17 protein-coding genes are annotated in these 20,417 nt (G+C 56.6%); 5 read left to right on the forward strand and 12 right to left on the reverse strand.

Features of this window, described 5'->3' with window-relative positions; genetic code table 11:
* Positions 1 to 35 precede the first annotated feature (35 nt).
* From ACTG39_RS00770 to ACTG39_RS00780, 3 genes are all read right to left on the reverse strand, one after another.
* Positions 36 to 1,640 carry a transglycosylase SLT domain-containing protein gene (locus tag ACTG39_RS00770; protein ID WP_439105604.1) on the reverse strand — a complete coding sequence of 535 codons (1,605 nt, stop codon included), beginning with the start codon at positions 1,638 to 1,640 and terminating at the stop codon, positions 36 to 38.
* A gap of 131 nt (positions 1,641 to 1,771) precedes the next feature.
* Complete coding sequence (locus tag ACTG39_RS00775) at positions 1,772 to 2,440, reverse strand: DUF481 domain-containing protein (protein WP_439105675.1); 669 nt, start codon at positions 2,438 to 2,440, stop codon at positions 1,772 to 1,774.
* 84 nt (positions 2,441 to 2,524) lie between these two features.
* Positions 2,525 to 2,767, reverse strand: coding sequence for a hypothetical protein (locus ACTG39_RS00780; RefSeq protein WP_439105605.1), 243 nt, complete (start codon positions 2,765 to 2,767; stop codon positions 2,525 to 2,527).
* Positions 2,768 to 3,012: 245 nt separating this feature from the next.
* Between ACTG39_RS00780 and ACTG39_RS00785 the strand changes: the two genes are divergently transcribed.
* On the forward strand, positions 3,013 to 4,197 hold the full coding sequence (locus ACTG39_RS00785) for an MFS transporter (RefSeq protein ID WP_439105676.1): 1,185 nt from the start codon (positions 3,013 to 3,015) through the stop codon (positions 4,195 to 4,197).
* Here the strand turns inward: ACTG39_RS00785 and ACTG39_RS00790 are convergent, their stop codons facing one another.
* Positions 4,198 to 5,712 (reverse strand): malonate--CoA ligase, encoded by a 1,515-nt coding sequence (locus tag ACTG39_RS00790; RefSeq protein WP_439105606.1) that lies wholly within the window; start codon positions 5,710 to 5,712, stop codon positions 4,198 to 4,200.
* Positions 5,713 to 5,791: 79 nt separating this feature from the next.
* Here ACTG39_RS00790 and madL point away from each other — a divergent pair, with 79 nt between their 5' ends.
* From madL to ACTG39_RS00805, 3 genes are all read left to right on the forward strand, one after another.
* The gene (gene madL / locus ACTG39_RS00795) at positions 5,792 to 6,157 is read left to right on the forward strand and encodes a malonate transporter subunit MadL (protein WP_439105607.1); all 366 of its coding nucleotides are present in this window, start codon (positions 5,792 to 5,794) and stop codon (positions 6,155 to 6,157) included.
* Positions 6,147 to 6,911 (forward strand): malonate transporter subunit MadM, encoded by a 765-nt coding sequence (madM, locus tag ACTG39_RS00800; protein ID WP_439105608.1) that lies wholly within the window; start codon positions 6,147 to 6,149, stop codon positions 6,909 to 6,911. The genes madL and madM overlap by 11 nt, the downstream gene beginning before the upstream one ends.
* A gap of 208 nt (positions 6,912 to 7,119) precedes the next feature.
* A complete protein-coding gene (locus tag ACTG39_RS00805) occupies positions 7,120 to 10,395 on the forward strand; it encodes a VPS10 domain-containing protein (protein WP_439105609.1) in 3,276 nt (1,091 codons plus the stop codon).
* 162 nt (positions 10,396 to 10,557) lie between these two features.
* Here the strand turns inward: ACTG39_RS00805 and ACTG39_RS00810 are convergent, their stop codons facing one another.
* From ACTG39_RS00810 to ACTG39_RS00845, 8 genes are all read right to left on the reverse strand, one after another.
* On the reverse strand, positions 10,558 to 11,751 hold the full coding sequence (locus ACTG39_RS00810) for an MFS transporter (RefSeq protein WP_439105610.1): 1,194 nt from the start codon (positions 11,749 to 11,751) through the stop codon (positions 10,558 to 10,560).
* Between the two features lie 145 nt (positions 11,752 to 11,896).
* On the reverse strand, positions 11,897 to 12,820 hold the full coding sequence (locus ACTG39_RS00815; RefSeq protein ID WP_439105611.1) for a PEP-CTERM sorting domain-containing protein: 924 nt from the start codon (positions 12,818 to 12,820) through the stop codon (positions 11,897 to 11,899).
* A 155-nt stretch (positions 12,821 to 12,975) separates the two neighbouring features.
* On the reverse strand, positions 12,976 to 14,910 hold the full coding sequence (locus tag ACTG39_RS00820; protein ID WP_439105612.1) for a TonB-dependent receptor: 1,935 nt from the start codon (positions 14,908 to 14,910) through the stop codon (positions 12,976 to 12,978).
* A 25-nt stretch (positions 14,911 to 14,935) separates the two neighbouring features.
* Positions 14,936 to 15,421, reverse strand: coding sequence for an SDR family NAD(P)-dependent oxidoreductase (locus tag ACTG39_RS00825; RefSeq protein WP_439105613.1), 486 nt, complete (start codon positions 15,419 to 15,421; stop codon positions 14,936 to 14,938).
* 108 nt (positions 15,422 to 15,529) lie between these two features.
* Positions 15,530 to 16,270, reverse strand: coding sequence for a polysaccharide deacetylase family protein (locus tag ACTG39_RS00830; protein ID WP_439105614.1), 741 nt, complete (start codon positions 16,268 to 16,270; stop codon positions 15,530 to 15,532).
* A complete protein-coding gene (locus tag ACTG39_RS00835; RefSeq protein WP_439105615.1) occupies positions 16,267 to 17,415 on the reverse strand; it encodes a glycosyltransferase in 1,149 nt (382 codons plus the stop codon). Before ACTG39_RS00835 ends, ACTG39_RS00830 begins: the two co-directional genes overlap by 4 nt.
* Positions 17,412 to 18,575: a sulfotransferase gene (locus ACTG39_RS00840; protein ID WP_439105616.1), complete on the reverse strand. Its 1,164-nt coding sequence runs from the start codon at positions 18,573 to 18,575 to the stop codon at positions 17,412 to 17,414. Before ACTG39_RS00840 ends, ACTG39_RS00835 begins: the two co-directional genes overlap by 4 nt.
* 174 nt (positions 18,576 to 18,749) lie before the next feature.
* A complete protein-coding gene (locus ACTG39_RS00845) occupies positions 18,750 to 19,403 on the reverse strand; it encodes a cupin-like domain-containing protein (RefSeq protein ID WP_439105617.1) in 654 nt (217 codons plus the stop codon).
* Between the two features lie 415 nt (positions 19,404 to 19,818).
* On the opposite strand from ACTG39_RS00845, the gene ACTG39_RS00850 reads away from it, so the two are divergent.
* Entirely contained in the window at positions 19,819 to 20,295 is a 477-nt protein-coding gene (locus ACTG39_RS00850; RefSeq protein ID WP_439105619.1) for a hypothetical protein, read from the forward strand.
* Positions 20,296 to 20,417 lie beyond the last annotated feature (122 nt).

Genomic DNA, 20,417 nt, shown 5'->3' on the forward strand with positions numbered 1-20,417 from the left:
ATCGGGGTCTGCTTTGACCTCGCACCCTAATCTAACTATGGATCCAGAGCTTCGCTGATTCCCGCAGCTCGGCGCGCTTCCGCACGTGCAAGTTCCTGTTTTGCCACCATGCGATAGGTCAGGTAGTAGCGATAAATATTTGAGACGTACTGGACCGTTTCCCGGCCAATTTCCTCAGCGGCGACCAGTTCTACGTTGTCAAACCAGACATTTGGGTCATAGCCTTTCTCGCGGGCTTTCGCGCGCATACGGATCATCCGTGCGGGGCCCGCGTTGTACGCACCCAGTGCCAACAGCGATTGATTGATAGTCGTTATCTCAGGGTCGGAAAAATAGCGATCCCGAAGATAGTCCATGTACTTGATGCCGGCATGAATATTGGATTCCACGTTGTCGATGTCCGGAATTCCCACGCTCTTGTCTTCGGCAGTTGCCGGGAGTAGCTGCATGACACCTACGGCGCCGGCATGGCTGCGCACGCTTTGATCCAGTCGGGACTCCTGATAGCCCTGCGCTGCAGCAAAAAGATATTCAATCTCGTAGCGCTCTCCGTACTTCTGAAACAAGTGCTGAAGATCATTGAACCGTTTGTAGTCTTCATCGCTCAGTGCATTGCCCGCCCAATCAAAATCCCGAATGTAGCGGTTTATTAAGATATTGCCGTGCAAAGTCCCCGCGCGGTTATCTTTGAGGAACTCATCCAGCGTGGCTTTGAGCAGAGGACTGTCTTTGCGCATAGCCCATCCCGTGCGTCCGCCTTCTCGAAAAACCAGGTCATTGCGCACCACCAAATCTGTAAACACGTCGTCCCAGAGCTGGGGTTTGTAGTCATCCACTACCGCCCAGGGAAGCAAGCCTGCGTTCACCATTTCGATGAGATCATCGTCCTCCAGGGAGCCGGGCATGATTTCGATGGTGATCGCTGCTTGCCCCTGAGCTTCCAAACGACGACTCAGATCTTCAACACTTTCTCGGTAGCTACTGCTTTCTCGCAGGTACACGGTTTTACCCGCCAGATCATCCAGGGAATTGATCTTTGGGGCACTGGGTCCCGTGACCAGTATTTCATTGAGGGGCTTGCTGGTGGGGATAGTAAAATCTACCAGCTCTTGTCGCTCAGGGGTAATGGTCAGACCCGCAGAAATCACATCGCCACGCCCGTCAAGCAGGGCTGGGATCAACTGATCACGCGCTACGGGGATGACAATGGTAAAAACCTTGATGTGCTTGCGTTCCGGATCCTTGTTCAAATGCTCTTCGAGCCGCGCGACTGTCTCTGCGACGATACCTCGACCTCGACCATTTTCTAAATGGAAGCGCCCGGGGCCGTAAACGGTGAGTACACGAACCACGCGATTTTCGATCATGGTGTCCAGATCGCCCACCCAACGACGCTGACGCGTCGACTCTGGGATCTCAGGCGTAGCTACTACCTCTTCTGCCGCTGCGACTGCACTGCCGGTTTCGGCGTCTGTCGCCGAGTCATCTGGCGCTGTAACTACCGTGGCATTGAGCTCTTGCGAATCGGCTTCTTGCGCGCGGGAGGCCTCCTCCAGGCCAGAAATATCTTCTGAGCATGAGCAAAGTAAGGCGGAGCTGAGCAGCAGTACTGCAAGTCTCTTGAATGCTTGAACGGTCATGGTGGTGTAGTTTCTCGTCGCGAAATTTCGTACCCGCCCATTGTGCCACTACTTGCAAGCAAACATGGCACCATCGGTGCTGTCAGTTGCTTCTATTCAGGCGACATGTATGTCGTATATCCAGCTAGGTATTAGTACTCCCAGCTAAGCCCCACAGTCAGCCCGGTATCGCTGCTTTTGTTGTCCTGGGGAGGCTGGCTATCGTAGCGATCATAAAAAGTTACTTTGAAGTCGAGGTCCGAAAAGACGTCCATGCTGACGCTCCCGTTGAGCTCGGTACGAATTCGATCGCTCTCTTCCAGACTCGGGTAGACCCTAAAGCCCAAATCCGCGTCTACCCGCCAGCGCAGCTGATAGCTGGCACCAAAAAAAGCTTCTGCCGATTCGTTGCGCGGCGTGGAATCAAATTCTTCGACGTTGAGGGCCAGACCAGCCAGCGCCTCAAATCGATGGCGACGCATATTGATCAGCCGTTTCCCAATACCAGCACCTATGAGCGAACGCCCATCCAGCCCCTGCTGTTCATCCGATTCGAACTGGTAATAGCCCAGGGCCTGCCAGCCGTTGCGGAGGTTGTAGCCATAATCCGCATTGAGCGTAAAACGCCGCGTATCTACTGCATCGGTCTGCTCGTTAATAATAGATGACGCGCGTAGCGCGGCCTCATATTGCGTGGTTTCGTAGCCTACGCCTGCACCCAAACTGAACTGCGTTACCTCGCTGTTGCCACGAACAAAGTTTGATCCAAGATCGGTATAGGCACTGAGGCGCTCCTGGAACGTCTCGTTAACCTCTGAGATAGCAAATACCGAATTGCGATCTGTTGTGAGGCTCTCGCCGTCATCGACGAGTAAAACGTTTTCGTCAACAGAAACTTTTCCAAATTACCGCTGCCCGTCGAATAGCTCAATCTCCACGACCTGCGTGTCCTTAATGCTCACAACAGCATCCCATTCGATAGTCACGGCATCCATAAAGCTCGTATCGATGACCAGGTCATCACCGTCTTGCATGCTCAGAATGGTCCCATAGACAACCGTGCCATCCTTGAGACGAACCTCTGCAGCCTGGCAAATCGTCGTCATAAGCAGCAGTAACAGCAGCGCCATTGTTTGCAACAGGTTCATCTCTTTCCCTCGCGAGATATTCAATTTCGTTTGATCCTAACAGCTCGAGTAACGTCGACCACCGGTAATCGCCGGTCTATAAACTTGAACGATCACCAAATAGGCCCATCTTCCGGCAGCGCAAATTCTGAAGCTCTTGAGCGTAGATCGCAATGCAGTCAACAGCTGTGGGTTAGCAAGAAGGGCTTACCATCGCGGTAGCGTCGCCCTATGATGGCGGGCCATCTCCCAACGGATACTCCCCTCTGAACGACAGTAATCCCCGACAGCTCGGTACCCGCGAGGTAGTTCTCCTTGCGGCAGCCGGTGCCATCGTCACCGCTAATGCCTACTATATCCATCCCATTATCGGGCCCGTGGCGGACAGCTTTGAGGTGAGCTACGCACTGGTGGGGCTGGTGCCTGCTCTTAATCAGATTGCCCTGGCTCTTGGCGTGCTGTTTCTCCTGCCCCTGGGGGACCGCATGAGCAATCGACGCCTCGCGGTCTTGTGTATCGCGGCACAAGTCGCGGCGTTGACTCTCATGGCTTCGGTAAAGGACTTTGGGTTGTTCCTTGCCGCCTCAAGCCTCTTGGGGTTCTTTACCATTACACCCTATCTCCTACCCGCCTATACCTCCAAACGGGTGCCCGGGAAGCGCCTTGGCTTTGTGACCGCAGTCCTGACCACCGGCGTCATTGCCGGTGTACAGCTTTCTCGAGTGACATCCGGCGCCATGGCCGAGTTCCTCGGCTGGCGCAGTGTTTACTGGATGGCGGCGGTGCTTATGGGGCTCTCTATGATTGTGCTGCCGATGCTAATGGATACGGATGAACCACCGGGAAAAGCAAACAGGGAAAGCTATAGCCAGCTCTTGGGCTCTCTTGTTTTGCTGGCTAAGACGCACCCGCGAGTTATGGTCTCGGGCGTCATTCAGGGTTTGGGGTTCGCGGCTTTCCTTAGCTGCTGGCTGGGCATCGGCCTGCATCTGACGGGCGCAGAGCTCAACCTCGGCACCGATACCGTCGGCTATTTGGCAGCATTCTCTGCGCTGGGTCTACTGGTCACACCCCGCCTGGGTCGTTGGGCGGATCGTCTTGGTGCCGAGCGAGCGCGCTTACGCGTGGCCAGCATCAATTTTCTCGGGATTCTCACTCTGGGGCTAGCGTCGATTAACTGGTTGTTCCTGCTATTGCCCATCGCGGTAATGAGCACCGTGGGACCCATGGTTGACGTCACGGGCCGCATGACAAGCCTCAATACGCCGCGGGCAGTGCGTACAAGGCTAATGACCTTATATATAACGCTCATGTTTCTAGGCGGCGGTCTTGGCAGCTGGACGGGCGCGATCGCTTACGACCGTAGCGGCTGGTGGGGCACGGTTGCCCTCTCCAGCTTCTTCGCGGCGTTGGTTTGTAGCCTTTCCTGGCATCAGGCGCGCGGTCGCTGATCAGCTAAGTAACTGTGCATAAGTCTCGCGCAAAACATTCTTCTGCACTTTCGCCATGCTATTGCGCGGCAACTCATCCACGAACACGACGCGCTTCGGCGTCTTAAAAGCAGCGAGCTCTTCCCGACAAGCGGCAATGATATCGGCCTCGTTGTTTGCATCGTCAGTCGCAAGAACCACAACCGCTACTACTGCCTCACCAAAGTCTGCATGAGGTACGCCGATCACGGCTGACTCCTTCACACCGGGGAGATCGTCGACAAACAGCTCGACCTCCTTTGGATAGACGTTAAGCCCTCCGGTGATCACCAGGTCTTTGTTGCGTCCAACGATAGCGACATAACCGTCCGCGTCGATCTTTCCGAGGTCGCCCGTATTGAAAAAGCCGTCACTCGTAAAATCCTCGGCGGCCTTCTCCGGCATTCTCCAGTAACCGGCAAATACATTGGGGCCCCGCACCTGAAGATGACCGGTTTCATCACTAGGCACGATCTGCCCCTCACCATCGACGATACGAATCTCAACCCCCGGCAGTGGCAATCCCACAGTGCCGGGTCGGCGCTCACCGGCAAGCGGATTTGAAGAATTCATATTGGTTTCGGTCATACCGTAACGCTCGAGAATGCGGTGGCCCGTGCGCTCGTCAAACGCGTGAAAGGTCTCCTCAAGGAGCGGCGCCGAGCCCGAAACAAACAGCCGCATTGCGGCACAGGTATCAGAAGAAAAGTCCGACTCGGCAAGCAGGCGCGTGTAGTAGGTCGGCACGCCCATAAACACCGTACATTCTGGCAGGTGTTGCATAACATCTTTCGCATCGTAACTGGGAAGCCAGCGCATGCTCGCGCCGCTCAGCATGACGCAACTCACTGCCACAAACAGGCCGTGTACATGAAAGATAGGCAATGCGTGGAGCAGGCGGTCCTTGGCACTAAACCCCCAGGCTTCGATCAGGGTTTGTCCGTTCGCCAGCAGGTTGCCGTGAGTCAGCATGATTCCTTTGGGCACGCCCGTGGTACCCGACGAATACAACAACGCGGCCAGGTCATCCGCCTCGCACGGCAGGATGTCGAAGTCACCTGCCATTGCGTCGGCAGCCTCTGCCAGAGAACCGCTGCCATCACCATTCAGCGTGAGTACATGCCCAGTACCGGCTTTTTGGGCAATTGCCCGCATCTCAGCTTCACTAACGCTGTCGCAAACGATCAGTGTCGGCTCTGCATTGCCTATGAAGTACTCGATCTCCGCGCGTCGATAACCGAGATTAAGTGGCTGATAGACCGCTCCCGTTCGCAGACAAGCGAAATACAGACACAGGGCTGCGGGCGATTTTTCTACCTGGACCGATACCCGGTCACCCGCGCGGACACCCAGGCCTGCAAGGACGTCAGCGATCTGCGCGGTGCGGTGATCAATCTCAGAAAAGCTATAGCTCCGCCCATCATTGGTCACCAGCAATGGGCTGTCCTCAGCCCCCTGAAATCGGCTCGCAAAGTGCGCGTACAGATTGTGATTCATAGTAGCTGGATCCGAGCTTGAGTCTTCTTGCATGCTAACCTAAGTCCACTGGGGTACAACCCGCAAACGAGCAAAGCGTATGGTGATTTATGGAGTCGGCTTACTCTCCTTCTGCATGCTTGTCGGGGTCTTTGCGGGCGACCTTCTGGGAAAACTCATTGGGGTTCAGGCCAATGTAGGCGGTGTGGGCATCGCCATGCTGCTACTGATTTTGCTATCGAATCTGCATGACCGCGGTCTGAAGATGAGCCTGCCCACAGAGAGCGGCATCAACTTCTGGAACGCCATGTATATCCCTATTGTTGTGGCCATGGCCGCTAAACAGAATGTCATCGCAGCTCTATCCAGTGGCTGGCTCGCAATCGCCGCGGGCACCGCGGCGGTGATAGCGAGCTTTTTGTTGATCCCCGTCATGACTCGTTTGGGGAGCCCCCGTGATCGCTGAAACCCTCGCTGCGGTGATGACAAAAAACGCACTGATCACCGCGTTCCTGGTCGTGGCCATCCTCGTCTGGGCCTCCTACTTTCTTTCGGACAAACTCACCCGCGGTCATATCCATGGGTCTGCCATTGCTATTGCCGTCGGCCTGATCCTTGCCTACATCGGAGGTCGCTACACGGGCGGAACACGGGGAATAGCAGACGTCCCGCTATTTGCGGGGTTTGCAATAATGGGCGGCGCAATGTTCCGGGATTTCGCGATCATCGCTACGGCGTTTGGCGCGCACCTCGATGAGCTTAAGAAGGCCGGCCTCATAGGCGGTATCTCCGTCGTAATCGGCGTCGTGCTGTCCTTTTCCGTTGGCGCCGTGACTGCGGTGGCGTTTGGGTATTCGGACGCCGTGTCGATCACCACGATTGGCGCGGGCGCCGCAACTTACATAGTCGGCCCCGTCACGGGCACCGCGCTCGGTGCCGGTTCAGACGTCATCGCACTCAGTGTGGCGGCCGGGCTGATCAAATCTATTCTCGTGATGATTGGTACACCGCTGGTGGCAGGACGCATCGGCCTTAACAACCCTTACTCAGCCATGATCTACGGCGGCCTCATGGGTACTACCAGTGGCGTCGCAGCGGGACTCGCGGCTACAGACCCTAAACTCGTACCCTACGGCGCGATGACAGCGACGTTTTATACAGGCGTCGGCTGTCTTATTGCGCCGTCGGTGCTTTTTTTAGTGGTTCGAATGTTCACCTAAAAAGTAAAGGCGCCTGACTCTTCGGGAGTTGCCGGGGGAAAGTCTTCTTCATCTTCAGTGTCACTTTGGCCTCGATACGACTTCCTCGGCGCGATTGGGCACGCTGTTTGTTGTGCCGGATACGCGAATGAACAAAGTGCTCCATAGCTCGACCATCCGTATTATGCGAATATCCACCCTATCCAAACTTTCGAAAAGGCGACTCATCATGAGAACCGTTCGGACCATCACGTCCACAATCGCACTGACCCTAGGCCTTGTTTGTACCGGCACTACCATTGCCGCCGACAACGACGAAGCACTTCTTTCCGAGGCCACCTTTGAAGGACTGACCTTACGCAACATTGGACCCGCGGTTAGATCCGGACGCATCGCGGATCTCGCCATACACCCGGAAGATGAGAACACCTGGTACGTGGCAGTGGGTTCGGGCGGCGTGTGGAAAACCGTTAACGCCGGCACCACCTTCGAGCCGGTTTTTGACGACGAAGGCTCCTACTCCATCGGCGCCGTGGCACTGGACTCCAATAACAGCAGCACAGTCTGGGTAGGAACGGGGGAGCACGGCGGTGGCCGGCACTTCGCATTTGGAGACGGCATCTACAAGTCCACCGATGGCGGCAAGAACTGGACGAACATGGGCCTCGAAGATTCTCAGCACATTGGTGAGATCATCGTCCACCCAGAGAACTCGGATGTCGTTTATGTGGCGGCGCAGGGGCCTTTATGGAGCCCCGGTGGCGATCGCGGATTCTACAAGTCGACTGACGGTGGGCAGACCTGGACCAAAACCCTCGGCGATGAGGAGTTCACGGGCGTAACCGACATTGCTATCGACCCCCGAAACCCCGAGCGGGTCTACGCGGCGACCTGGCAACATCATCGCACCGTGGCAACTTTGATGGACGGCGGTGCGAAATCCGCTATCTATCGCAGTGAAGACGGCGGCGATACCTGGAAGAAGCTTTCCGAGGGACTACCCGAGGGCAAGATGGGCAAGATCGGCCTCGCGATATCACCCCAGCAGCCGGATATTGTCTACGCAGCTATCGAACTGAATCGCCGCAAGGGCGGCACCTGGAAGTCACTTGACGGCGGAGAGTCCTGGACGCAGCAGTCCGAGGTGATTTCCGGCGGTACGGGCCCGCATTACTACGTTGAGCTCTACGCGTCACCGCATCGCTTTGATCATCTTTATATGATGGATGCATCCATGAAACAGTCCCTCGATGGCGGCATAACCTGGGGCCCTGTGAATCGTCAGCACCGCCATGGCGACAACCATGCGCTGGCTTTCAAGCTCAGCGATCCGGATTACCTATTGCTGGGCACAGATGGTGGCGTCTACGAGAGCTTTGATCTGGCTGAGAACTGGCGCTATATGCCGAACCTGCCCATTACCCAGTTCTACAAGCTGGCTTTGGATGATGCCGAACCCTTCTACAACATCTATAGCGGTACTCAGGACAATGGTACCCAGGGCGGCCCCTCGCGCACCGACAGCGTGAACGGCATCCGCAATGCGGACTGGAGTCTGGTGCTGAACTGGGATGGACATGCCCCGGCTACGGAACCCGGCAATCCGGATATCGTCTATGCCGAACGACAGGAAGGCGCTCTGTCACGTATCGACATGACCACCGGTGAAGTTGTTGATATCCAACCGCAAGCAGACGAGGGCGAGGATTACGAACGCTTCAATTGGGATGCGCCGATCCACGTCAGTCCTCACGACCCTGCACGCATCTACTTCGCGAGCCAGCGAGTTTGGCGCTCGGACAATCGCGGCGACAGCTGGCGCGCGATCTCCGGCGACCTTACCCGCAACGAGGAGCGCCTTGAGCTGCCGATTATGGGCCGCCAGCAGAGCTGGGATTCGTCGTGGGACCTTTGGGCAATGTCCAACTACAACTCCATTACCTCGCTATCTGAGTCTCCGCTGGTGGAGGGACTCATCTACGCTGGGACGGACGACGGCCTGTTACAGGTGACCGAGGATGGCGGTGAGAGCTGGCGCAGCGTCGAGGTGAGCCGTATGGGTGTTCCCGATCGCGCATTTATCAACGACATCAAAGCTGATCTCCACGACCCCGATACCGTGTACGTCTCGCTCGACAACCACAAGTACGGTGACTACAGCCCCTATCTGGTGAAGAGCACCAACCGCGGACGCAGCTGGGAATCCATCAGCGATGACCTCCCTGAGCGTCACCTGGTCTGGCGCATGGTGCAAGACCACGAGAAGCCGGAGCTGTTGTTCGCAGCGACCGAGTTTGGCGTGTTCTTTTCTATCGACGCCGGAGACAACTGGATCGAACTCGAGGGCGGCGTTCCCACCATCAGCTTTAGGGATCTGGCGATTCAACGCAGAGAGAACGACCTGGTCGGCGCGTCCTTCGGTCGCGGGTTTTTCGTACTCGATGATTACAGCGTACTGCGCGAAGTCAGTGAAGCATCGCTGGAGCAGGAAGGCTCGCTTTATTCAACGCGTAAGGCTTGGCTGTACATCCCACGATCCGATCTTGATTTCGATGACCTCAAGGGCTCGCAAGGGGCATCGCACTATGTCGCGCCCAACCCAGAGTTCGGTGCCACTTTTACGTACCATCTGAGCGACGGGCTGAAGACGCTAAGCGAGACGCGCATGGCCGCTGAGGAACCCCTTGAAACGGCCGGGAAAGATATCCAGTTCCCAGGGTGGGAAGCTGTAGCTAAAGAGGCGATTCAAGCCGAGCCCACGGTTATGGTCATAGTGAAGGATTCCCAAGGGAACGTAGTGCGTCGCATTGAAGGGCCGAAGGACAAGGGCTTCCATCGCATCGCTTGGGATCTACGCTACCCTGCTCCCAAAGTAATCGGACTCAGTGAGGGAGACGAGCATGAGCCATCTCGAGGTCTCATGGCTGCACCGGGCAGCTACACGGCGACCCTCTACAAGCGTGTCGACGGACAGGTCAGCCAGCTCGATGAGCCGGTGGAGTTTGAGGTAGAGCGTCTGTATCAGGGTGCACTGCCTGGGGCCTCCGATGCAGACGTCGCCGCGTTCTGGCGGGCTTGGGAAGATGCCACCCGAGAAGCGTCAAAGCTTGATCTTGAATTGTCCGGAGCTATTACACGCGTCGACGCGATGGGCAAAGCATTGTCGAGCTCTCGAGCGGATGCCGGTGAACTTGACGCAAGCTTGCATCAACTGCGTGAAACGCTTCACGCACTCAATGCCGAGGTGAAGGGCAACCCAGCCAAAGTAGAAGTCGGCGAGAAAACTCGACCTACTATCTCGCAGCGTCTGTTCAACGTAGAACGTACTATCTACCGTTCTCTATACGGACCTACAGACACGGGCCGACGGGAACTGGCCCTTGCCAATAAGGCTATGGCATCAGTCCGCGAACGTCTGGATAGCGCAACGTCTTCAATGAAGGAGCTGGGCGAGGCGCTGGTAGCGGCCGGCGCTCCGCATGTCGAGGGTGTCCGTCTGGACTGATTGCTTACAGAAGCGTAAACAGTCCCAGGAAGCCTCGCTATTGCGGGGCTTTCGAAGCCCACGGCATGGAATCATCAGTCTCGGCAGAAGGCGGCGCGGCTCGCACCGCGCTGGGTCGAGACTGAATTGCAAATAGCAGCGGCAGCAACGGCCCGTTCGTCACTAGACCCTAGTGGATCCTGTGGCGTCTTGGGACTTTTGCCACCAGATCAGGGTCAGTACCAGCGACAGGATTAGAGGTATGCAGGCCAGCAACAGGTTTTGCCAGCCCAGCCAGTGCAGCACCGCCCCCGCAGACAAGGCGGCCGTGGCTTGAAAGCCAAACACCAGCATTTCATTGAGACCCTGTACTTTGAATCGTTCTGCCGGAGCGTAAGTCGTTGGCAACAAAGTGGTGCCGGCCAGGAACAAGAAGTTCCAGCCTATGCCCAGCAGTACAAGCGCCGTCCAATAGTTGAGAATCGCACTCCCCGTTAAGGCTAATATCACTGTCAACGCATAGGCCAGCAGGCCCAGCCGTATTACCTTGGCAGCCCCCCACCGACTGATCAGCCAGCCACTGAAAAACGACGGCAGAAACATCGCCAGAACATGGCTTTGGATGACCAGTTTGGTGTGATCCAAGCTATGGCCTTCGTACACATGCATATGCACTGGCGTAGCCGTCATGATGAAACTCATCAAACCGTAGCCACCGACTGCAGCAACGATGGCCATGACGAGTGTGGGGCTGCGAATCATATCCCGAAGGGAGCGAACATCACCCGATATCTCACTCGCCTGTGCTCGGGATGTTGGCGTGAACAAAAACAGCAAAGTGCAGACGCCACAAATGCCTGCCATCAACAAAAACGTACCGACAAACTCGGCCCCAATTAAATCTCTACCACTCGTCGCCAGCTCAGGTCCAATAATGGCTGCCGCTAATCCCCCGAGTAGCACCGTAGAGGCCGCCTTGGGCATCAAGTCGATTGATACTGCCTCCATCGCGGCAAAACGCAGTTGCTGAATGCCCGCCAATGCACAGCCAAAACCCAGGGCGGCAGTGCAAAACAGGGCAAAGCTCAGATCACTAGCCGCCTGCGCCGCTAACAACGAGGCAAACACCGCCACGACTGTGACAGCGAAGAATATGGGCCTGCGACCAAAACGGCGCATGAGTCGAGTGATGGGAAGTACGCTCAATGCAGTGCCCGATATCATCACCGCAACGGGCAGGGTCGCATAGGCTGGCTCAGGAGCCAGTGCTGCACCCAGTACGCCGCCGACAATCACCATCATGGTACCAACGCTTACCGCCAGCGATTGGATGAGGGTGTATAGCCACACCGCCCTGGGGAGAGCACTGAATGCCATTTCGATTCCGGGATACCAAAGGATGAACTATACCTTGGCTTAGACCTCGGCTTAGACCTCGACTGTATGAGTTCGAGTTTTACTTTGATGCTTTTTTAACTTCGAAGCTCTTTTAACTTCCACTACGCAGAACGCGGTCGAAGGTTCAGCTACAGGGCGTGGGCCAGGTGAGTGGTGTCATCGTTTCTGGTGTGCTGAGCTCAACGCCAGCCGCGGCCAACTCGTCCCGGGCGACGCGCTGTAGCGCCACAACTTGAGTCTGGGAGAGTCCGAGCTCGAAGGCTGCACACTCTCCATCCCCCAAAGCCATTGGGTCTACACCCGTCACATTGCCAAACACCACGAGCGCCTCGAGGTAATAACCGTAAGCACTGCCGTGATAATGATCCCAGGTCCAAAGGTCCACCTTGTTCGCATCGATACCGTCGTAAGGATTACCGTCTGCCACACCCCTGCGCACAGCGCGGTTAAACGCCTTACCCACGGGGTTCACCGCTGTAACACCCGGGACACTGGCAGCGAGCTGCTCATAGGCGTCGTTCACGTCTATACCCATTTGCTCAATGCCCTTGCCGGACCAGGGAGAACCTGGACGATAGGTAAGATCCGGCCTGGACCACGTAGCGGTGACGTAGAACTTCACTTGCGGATTAACGCTTTGCAGTACCGTGGCAAGTTCGCGACCCGTCGCTAGCAATCTTGTGGGATCACCCGGGGCGTTGGCATCGAGCGTGCTGTAGCTGTGCGCCACTGCCACATCCCAAGGTTTCGAGGTGATTTCTCTGTTCTTCTCACGAAGATGAAAAGCAAAGTCCGAGCCCGGATGCGTTTCTAGGGACACATCCCAAGAGAGTCCCGCTTGCTCCGAAAACGCTTCAAAGAGTGCGGGCACTCCACCGACACCTTGACCGTTAAGATCCGTAACGGTATCCGCTCCCCAGAACCAAGCTGCGGAGCCATAGCCAAAGGTAAAGCTGTTACCGATGAAAAGTATGGTCTTATCCTGAGCTGCAGCTGGAACCGCGCTACCGAGCAGTAAAAGAACAACGGCCATAAGGCTTCGATTCATGTTTGGCTCCAACAAGAAAACCTTTTTAAAGATCGCACCTCCTGCACCTGGCGGACCACAAAGCCTTCGCTCTCGGTTTGAATCCCGAGGCACTCGCGATCGATCTTACGGTGCCAACGATTCCACGACATGGGCGCCATATTAGGCAACAACCGTTAAATATCCATTCGCAGGGATACGGACAGCGCCCGCGGGGGAATGTAGCGATACGCGCCCGTGGAATCGGCGTTCCAGGCAAACTCATCGAAGAGGTTAGTGAGCCGGCCGCGAATGACCACGTCGTTGTCTGCAAAGGAAAACTGGCGTCGCAGTCCCAAATCGAGAAGCGTGTAGGGGTCGATAATGACAAGCCCCTGGGAATCGGCATTCTGTTCTCCCCGGCTGGTCAGACCCAGGTCGAAAGACCAACCGGGCGCCCACTGCGGTCGATAGTCAAGATTTAGCGTTGTCGAACGATTGAGAGCTCCCGCTGGACTGTCCGCAAGCGCACCGGAGTCCACTGCATCTCCCGTCAGGATCACATCGTAAAACACTGTTCCCAGAACTAACTGCAGCTCCTCTGTTACCGGCCCTGCCACCGAGAGCTCCACACCACGATTGATCTGCATTCCCTGTTCGCCAAAAAAGCGGTCTTCGTCAAAGCCAAAGAAAGGCTTCTCGATCTCAAAAATGCCTGCGACAGCGGTGAGACCGCCAAAAGTCACACGCGCGCCCGCATCAATCTGCTGCGTCTGCGCCGCTGGCGGTGACTCGTTCTGGTTGATAGCACTGATTGGCGCCACGGGGCTCTCTTCGAAACCTCTCACAACACCGCCATAGATCACCACTCGCTCACCCAGAGGTGCATTAGCGTTAACGTTGTAAAGCACCGGGTTTTCTTCATCGGCAAGATCTTTACTACCGGGCACCACGACGTCCCGGGAATAGTCAGACTGCTGAATACCGATATTGAGCTGTCCCGCATTCTCCCAACGCAAGTCATAACTGAATCCCAGGGTAAGCTGCTCCACAGATTCTTGAGATTGCTCGCCCACCTCGACATCCGGGCGCTCAAAGTACACCGGCTCATCGATATCCGCATCACCAAGATCGATACCCACGGTGCCGCCGTATTCCCTGCTGCGATCCAACCCACGCAGATTTGCAGTGAAACTATGCCTGCGGCTTCCCTCGTAAAAGTGACGTGTAACTCTGGCTTCGAGGGAGCTGGACGACGAGGATGTCGAAGGGCCCAACGCCGACCGGCGACGTGCAGAACCATCGGGCTCCACAGCTGTATAAAGCACGTTTGCCTGCTGATCCCATTCGCGGCTGGAGCGGAAAACCCCGAGACGATACTCCCAGTCTCCCGGGCGATAATTGGCCAGTACGCCTAGGTTGTAACGCGGACCCGTAAATTCTGCCCAAGGCTGACCTACAAACTTGAGAGGAGTGACCTCGGGAGGCTCATAGGGGCCTGCGGTGAAGTATCGCTGGGAAAACTGGTTCTCGATTTCTTCAACATAATCCGCAAAAACCGTAATGTCGGCATCCGGCTTAGGAGTGAAGCGCAGATTACCGCCGACGCTTGCCGCGATATCGTTAGTGCCGTTGCCCTCCTCGTCTTCTTCGTAGCCAACACCGAACGCAGCCTCCACACCTTCCGCGAGGCGAGCCTGAAGATCTGCCGCCACTCGCACTCCGCCATAGCGGCTGCGCTCCAGAATCACGCTCTGCACCGGTTCTTCAGCAACACGGCGCAAAGAAAAATCAGCGATACCTGTGGGGGCAGGCAACATATAACCCTGCGCTGCCAGACCAGCACGAATCTGAGATCCCGAGACAAGACGATCGCTAAAACCTGACTGGCGATCGATGAAAATTCCGTCCACCCGAATATTGCCGGCAGCGGTAGGACTAAACCCACGAACGTTGTTGGCACTGTAAAGGCCTATCTCCTCATCCCCAACGCTGGAGCCAAAAGCATCGGCGGCGGAGCGCACCACATTCTCGTTTGCTCGCTGGGCGTGGACTCCGGGAATGCAAACGAGGCACAGGGTTAACACCTGCAGCTTGCAGATCAACCGCAAATACAGGAGAGAACTCGACATCGGTAGCGTCGAAGGTTTTCGAGTTTTAAAGATTTGCACAGGCACCTGCAGCTATCTTCCAATGAGGGACGCTTGCAAGGTACATACGCGAGCAAAAATAAAGTGGCTTTATCGGCAATGTCGAGTCGTCTGTATTAGAAATCAGGCCCCTCTCAAAAACTCTGCCATAGCTGCATAGCCACGCTTGGCGGTATCGATGCAGTTCTGAGTGGACTCCTGCGACTTGCGAAGCTGCGTCGTCATCCTGTATGCCCGCATTGTTGATAACCACAGAAAGATCAGCATGGCGCTCCATGAGTTTCTTTAACAAGCTATCGCGATCATTCCCGTCGGCAAGATTGCAGGCATAGCCCATCCACTCGGGATGGCTATCAAGGACCTTTGCAATGGATTCTTCTGAGCTACCGACAATTACAATGCCGTTGCCTGCTGCGGCAAAGGTTTCTGCAATTGCCAGGCCTATGCCCCGGGTGCCCCCGGTGACTAATACTGTATGACCGTCTGTACGCATCGAATGCTTCTCGGTGGTTTACCGTTGTGAAACTAAGGTAGTTACGAATAGCAACGACTAATGGTTCAGCATCAGGGCCTGGGAAAAACTTTGGAAATGGGCTACATCCTAGAAAGGGCTTGCCGCGGCGTTAGCCGAATGAGCCTGCAGACCCGCGTAAGGTAACGCGGTCCAGTCCTGGCGCAGGAGCTGCTCCATGGTGTCTGCAAGCAGCAGCTCGGGATCTCCGGGATGGATGCCGATGCGAAGAGGAAGCCCGCGTCGGCGTGCGTAGCTAACCATTAGACGATTCATGGCGGTCAGAAATCTAGCACGGAATCGGGTGTCCGCTTCAAAGCCGACAAGCGGTAGCCGGCGGAACAGCCAGTGGCCATCACTGCCACGCAGGTGCACGCCACCCAGAGTTTCAACGCAGTCGTAAGACACAAGAGCAAGATGCCCGGTGCCCATACCAAGAGCCCAAGCGGGCGGCACGTAAGCGGTTGGCGTTGCCAGTCCAGCCTCGCCGAACCACTCCCGAGACCGCTGCATCAGGTCTGCAATACCGTCGGGGTCCAAGGCGAGGTGCTCCGCTACGTTGCGTGAAATCAGCGCGGCGTGAATCCGGTGCCAGGGCCTGCGAGGCTGCGTTTCGTGGTGCCATCCATGGGCGAGGAGTTCGCAGCCATCTCGCTGCCACTGACGCAGGCGCGTAATCTGTCCCGAATCCCAGTCTCGACCCGGCACCACCAGCAGCGCCGGTGGTCTCCAACCGTGGGCAGCCACGCGTTGCAGAATGGCGTCTGTCTGTTTCAGAGTTTCCGGCATGACGTCGTGGATCGACAGTAGAGCCGGGGGTGCGCTGGTCATGGTCGTGCCAGAGCCTGTGATGCCAGTTGTTTGCGCAGTAGCGTCAGCCAGTGATCCACGGTTTGCTGATTGAGAGTCAGGGCGACGTTTCGGGCATCGGACGATTTTTCCTGCCATTTTTCCGGCGTCAGCTCGAGGAGTGTCTGGAGCTGCCCCGTCACGGCCTCCGGTCGCAGCATGGAGAATAGACCGGGGCGTAGTGTTGGCCAGCTATGGATTCCCGCCGTGGCGGAGACAAGGGCAGGCCTGCCTCGGGCCATGGCTTCCAGAGCAATGGAACCGAAGGTTTCGAAGGTGGACGGCAGCAACAGCAGGCTCGAGTTGTCGAGCGTATGAACCAGCGTGGCACGATCCAGCCAACCGGTGAAGCGGATATTATCAATGCCCGAAGCTTGGGCCTCGAGGGCGCTGCGCAGCGGGCCTTCGCCGCAGATAACAAACTCCAGCTGCGGCAGGGACTTTGCCGCGATGATGATCTGTTCTACGTTTTTCTCTGGCGCCAGACGTCCTGCAAAGCAGACGCTGCGCAACTTTTCGGGTATCTGCGGTGGTGTGGTTTCCAAAAACTCGCGAGACAACGGTGTGCCGATAACTTCGACCTGCCGCGCACCCAGTCTGCGCACCTGACTTTCGAGATGAGCGTTGTTGATAAGCACGGAGCGACTGCGCCGGCAAAGGATACGGTTGGCTGTTCCCACTACGAGCTTCACCACCGAGCGATATAGGGGATTCCGCCAGTACATGCTGGCCAGCTGATCAAAATCCGTATGAAAAGCACTGATGAGAACAGCACCGTGGCGGTGCGCCTCCCAGGCGCCAAGAAGCCCATAGAGCCCAGGAGTCACGGCAACCACGATATGCGGGCGGAGCGCATCACAGCGTCGGCGAATATGACGCATGGGCGGTGCGACAAGACGCTGCCCGGGATCGCCAGGCATGGGAATGCTCACGCGTGGCGCTGCAACGCCGGCACCTGGTTGAAAGACTTCAAGAGCTTCCACCCGCGGTGCAAGCTGTGGCAACAAATCATGATAGTAAGCGCCGGTGCCGTTACGTTCGGGGAAGGCATCGGAGAAAAACGCAACGCGCAAAGGTGTGCCGGGAGGTGCCACGGCGCTATCGATGGGTTGCTGCAGGGCACTCATCGCTGCAACAGTGCCTGACGGCTCAGGACGGAATAGGCTTCCCAGAGAGTGGCGTCCAGAGATTCCCGCTGTAGATCATAGTGGCCAGGATCGTGGCGGTGCGGCGGCGCAGAAACCGTGGCCGTCGCTCCGGTGTTTTCCGGTCGGTCCCGTCCCAGACGAAGATAGATTTGATCGAGAACCTTATCGCCTTCCTTGGCCATCCATTCCTGATCAATCACCAGGGTCTCGCGATGACTCGCAAGTCGCGCGAGATCCGTGAACCAACGCTCGTAGTACTGTCGAAACAGGCGCGGCAGGTCCTCGCCGTCCGGGTCCGTAGCAAAGAGCGATCGTGCCGGCTGTAGGGAAGATACCTGGGAGGATACGGCACGCAGGGGTTCACGAATGCAGAGGATCATAGTCGCGTCGGGAAATCGCTCCTTAAGAGCGTCACCCCAGCTCGCAAATGCAGCGTTCTTGGACAAAAGCTGCCGTCCACCGTGGGCAAAGACATGGCGCTGCATGAGAGCGTGGTAGTGGTCCATCAACCGCTGTCGCCGACCCTCAGACATTGTGTTGAAGTCCCCCAGAGCCGCCAGGGAAGACGATCCCGGGAATGCCAGGGAGGCAAAAAAGCACCCCGCCGCTGGCAGAAGAGCCAGGTAATCCTCCTCAGCTGCGTCGAGACCAATTGCGTGGATAGCCTCCAGCCCCCTACCACCACGCTTCACCAGCCAGCGCAGCGCGTGCGCAATAGGCGCGCCCATAAGCTTATCGAGACCAATAAGGCCGCGGATAAAGTAGCGTTGACATAGCGAAGGGGCGAAAAGAAGTTCCCAGGTACGCGTGGTAGTGAAAGCACTATCGTCAGCCAGGGCTCGGTGCAGAAACGTGGTGCCACTGCGCGGCACGCCGAGCACAAACACTGGTCGGTGGATGGACTGGCGACGAAAGGCGGGGAACAGGACGTGGTCCAGGGCTAAACACAGCCAGTGCAGCAGTTGAACGACCATGAACAGCGGGAACAGGAGTAGCAGCAGGATGCGCCGCGGCGTAAGGGGCGCAGCCGCTCTTTGCCTGCCCCAAAATGCGCCCAGCCAAGCCCGGGTATAGATCGCTGTGGCCTCGAGAAACAGGCGCATCAGAGCGTCACCGGAACCGCGTTTCGCAAAGGCCATTGCTGGCGGGTCCACTGCATCGCTCGCCTGCAGGAACTCGCGGGTGGACAGGTATCAGGACCGAACATGGCCGGAGTGTAGGTCTAAATTGTGACAGTGCCTTTACGGTTAGAGCCGCAACTGTGAAGGTTTCGTGACAAAGAGCTTCACACTCGCTCCCCACAGGTAGACCGTCTAGCGCTTAAAGTATTCCTTCAATTTGCCACGGATAGCCTGAGCCATTTTCGGCGTCATCGGTCCAAGAAAGCCTCGCTTATCCTCGGGGATGTGCGCCGTTGTGCGTTCGTCGGGGCGAAAAACGTAGTAGTCGAGGATATCCCGCCAATGATTCCTTTCATTATGCGGTGCTATCTGTGTGCGCGTCCCCATCCAGATCCAGCCGTGGGCCGACTGCCCGCCCAGATCGACGGGATTCTCCTGCAACATCCCAGGGAAGTAAGACTCTGCGGCGGCAGACGCCACGTAGAGACACAACTGCTCTGCTTCCTCTTCGCTGGCCGCGATTTGCTTAAAAACATCGCGCAACCCAGCTTTCTGAACATTGATATTCAAGGACATATCGTCGTTATAGAAAATACGACCGCGGATTTCAGGTGGGCCGCTGGTTACGAACACCGGTTGCTCGTTATAGAACTTGAGAAGATACGATCGCGCCGCATCGGACGATTCCAGTCCGGCCTGCACCAGAGGCCAGTCGCGAACCAGGCCGCGCACGATGAAAGGTGTGGGCGCGGTAAAGTCCGCGGGCGCCAAATTACCCGAGGCGTCGAGCTTTTTCTCGGGGATATGCGGCAATCGATCGATCGAGCTTGCGGTACTGTCCAACACGACGAACAAAACTCCTCTATGGGTGCGTGGCCAATACTACGCCTTGGGACACGAAGCGTCCCGCGGACTCAGTCGTTTTGATCGCCTGTCATCGCTAAGTTTTTCTGATCTTGAACAATGGGTTTGGTACAGCCCGCCGATTAGTAGAAATAAAGATTGGTTAACCCGATGACACCGATAAATTGGCCAAAGTTCGACGGCTAACGCGCATTGGTTCGCTATATTTTAGTAATAGATTTAAGCTATCACATAGGTCCATTTAGTTCCTTTACCTCTATAGGTCTAGTAGACTTCGCGCCACATGGAATCGGGCCTCCCCACGCATTGGGCAAATCCTGAGCGAAGGTAGGCGTCGAGAACACAAATGGGTGTTCGCTAACAAGTAACACCTCAATATCGAAAATGGAGATTTAGCATGTCAGCTATTACAGAGCAGGAACTCACCGAAGCACGTCAAATCTGGGGCGATGCACTCGTCGCTATCTCTACGGCCTACGACAACGACGGCATTGAGGCCGCGACCGAGCTTGCCAATGGCGCTCTGGACGGAGCTTACGGCTACAACCTGGGACCCGTCCTTTTCAAACCAACGCTAGCCAGTGGCGAGCAGACCTTCCGCCCCACGCGTGAGGGCGCTCTGTCGTACTTTGTCGGCCAGAATGACGCCTATCCTGGTGATGGCGGCTTTGGCCTCAAAAGCTGGCGCTCGGTTGTTTCCGAAACATCAGCCAGTTTTATTGAAGGCGACGTTGCCATGTGGATGGGCTGGGTGACCTTTACCGACAAAGACGGCAACGTGACCAAGGTCGACAAGAGCTGGGGTTACAAGAAAGACGAAGCTGGCACCTTACGCATCGTTCTGCACCACTCGTCCTTGCCTTACCAGCCGTAACGGAGAACTGCCAGCCCTCTGTGCGCCCTGGCAATTCCCTGGGGATAGCACGGCGCGCAGGGGCGACCCAAGTCGATTGTCCAAAATATCACTGGGATCGAAGGCGTACACCATAAAGTTTC

Origin of the sequence: Congregibacter sp., from assembly GCF_965662665.1 — a bacterium.
GTDB lineage: Bacteria > Pseudomonadota > Gammaproteobacteria > Pseudomonadales > Halieaceae > Congregibacter.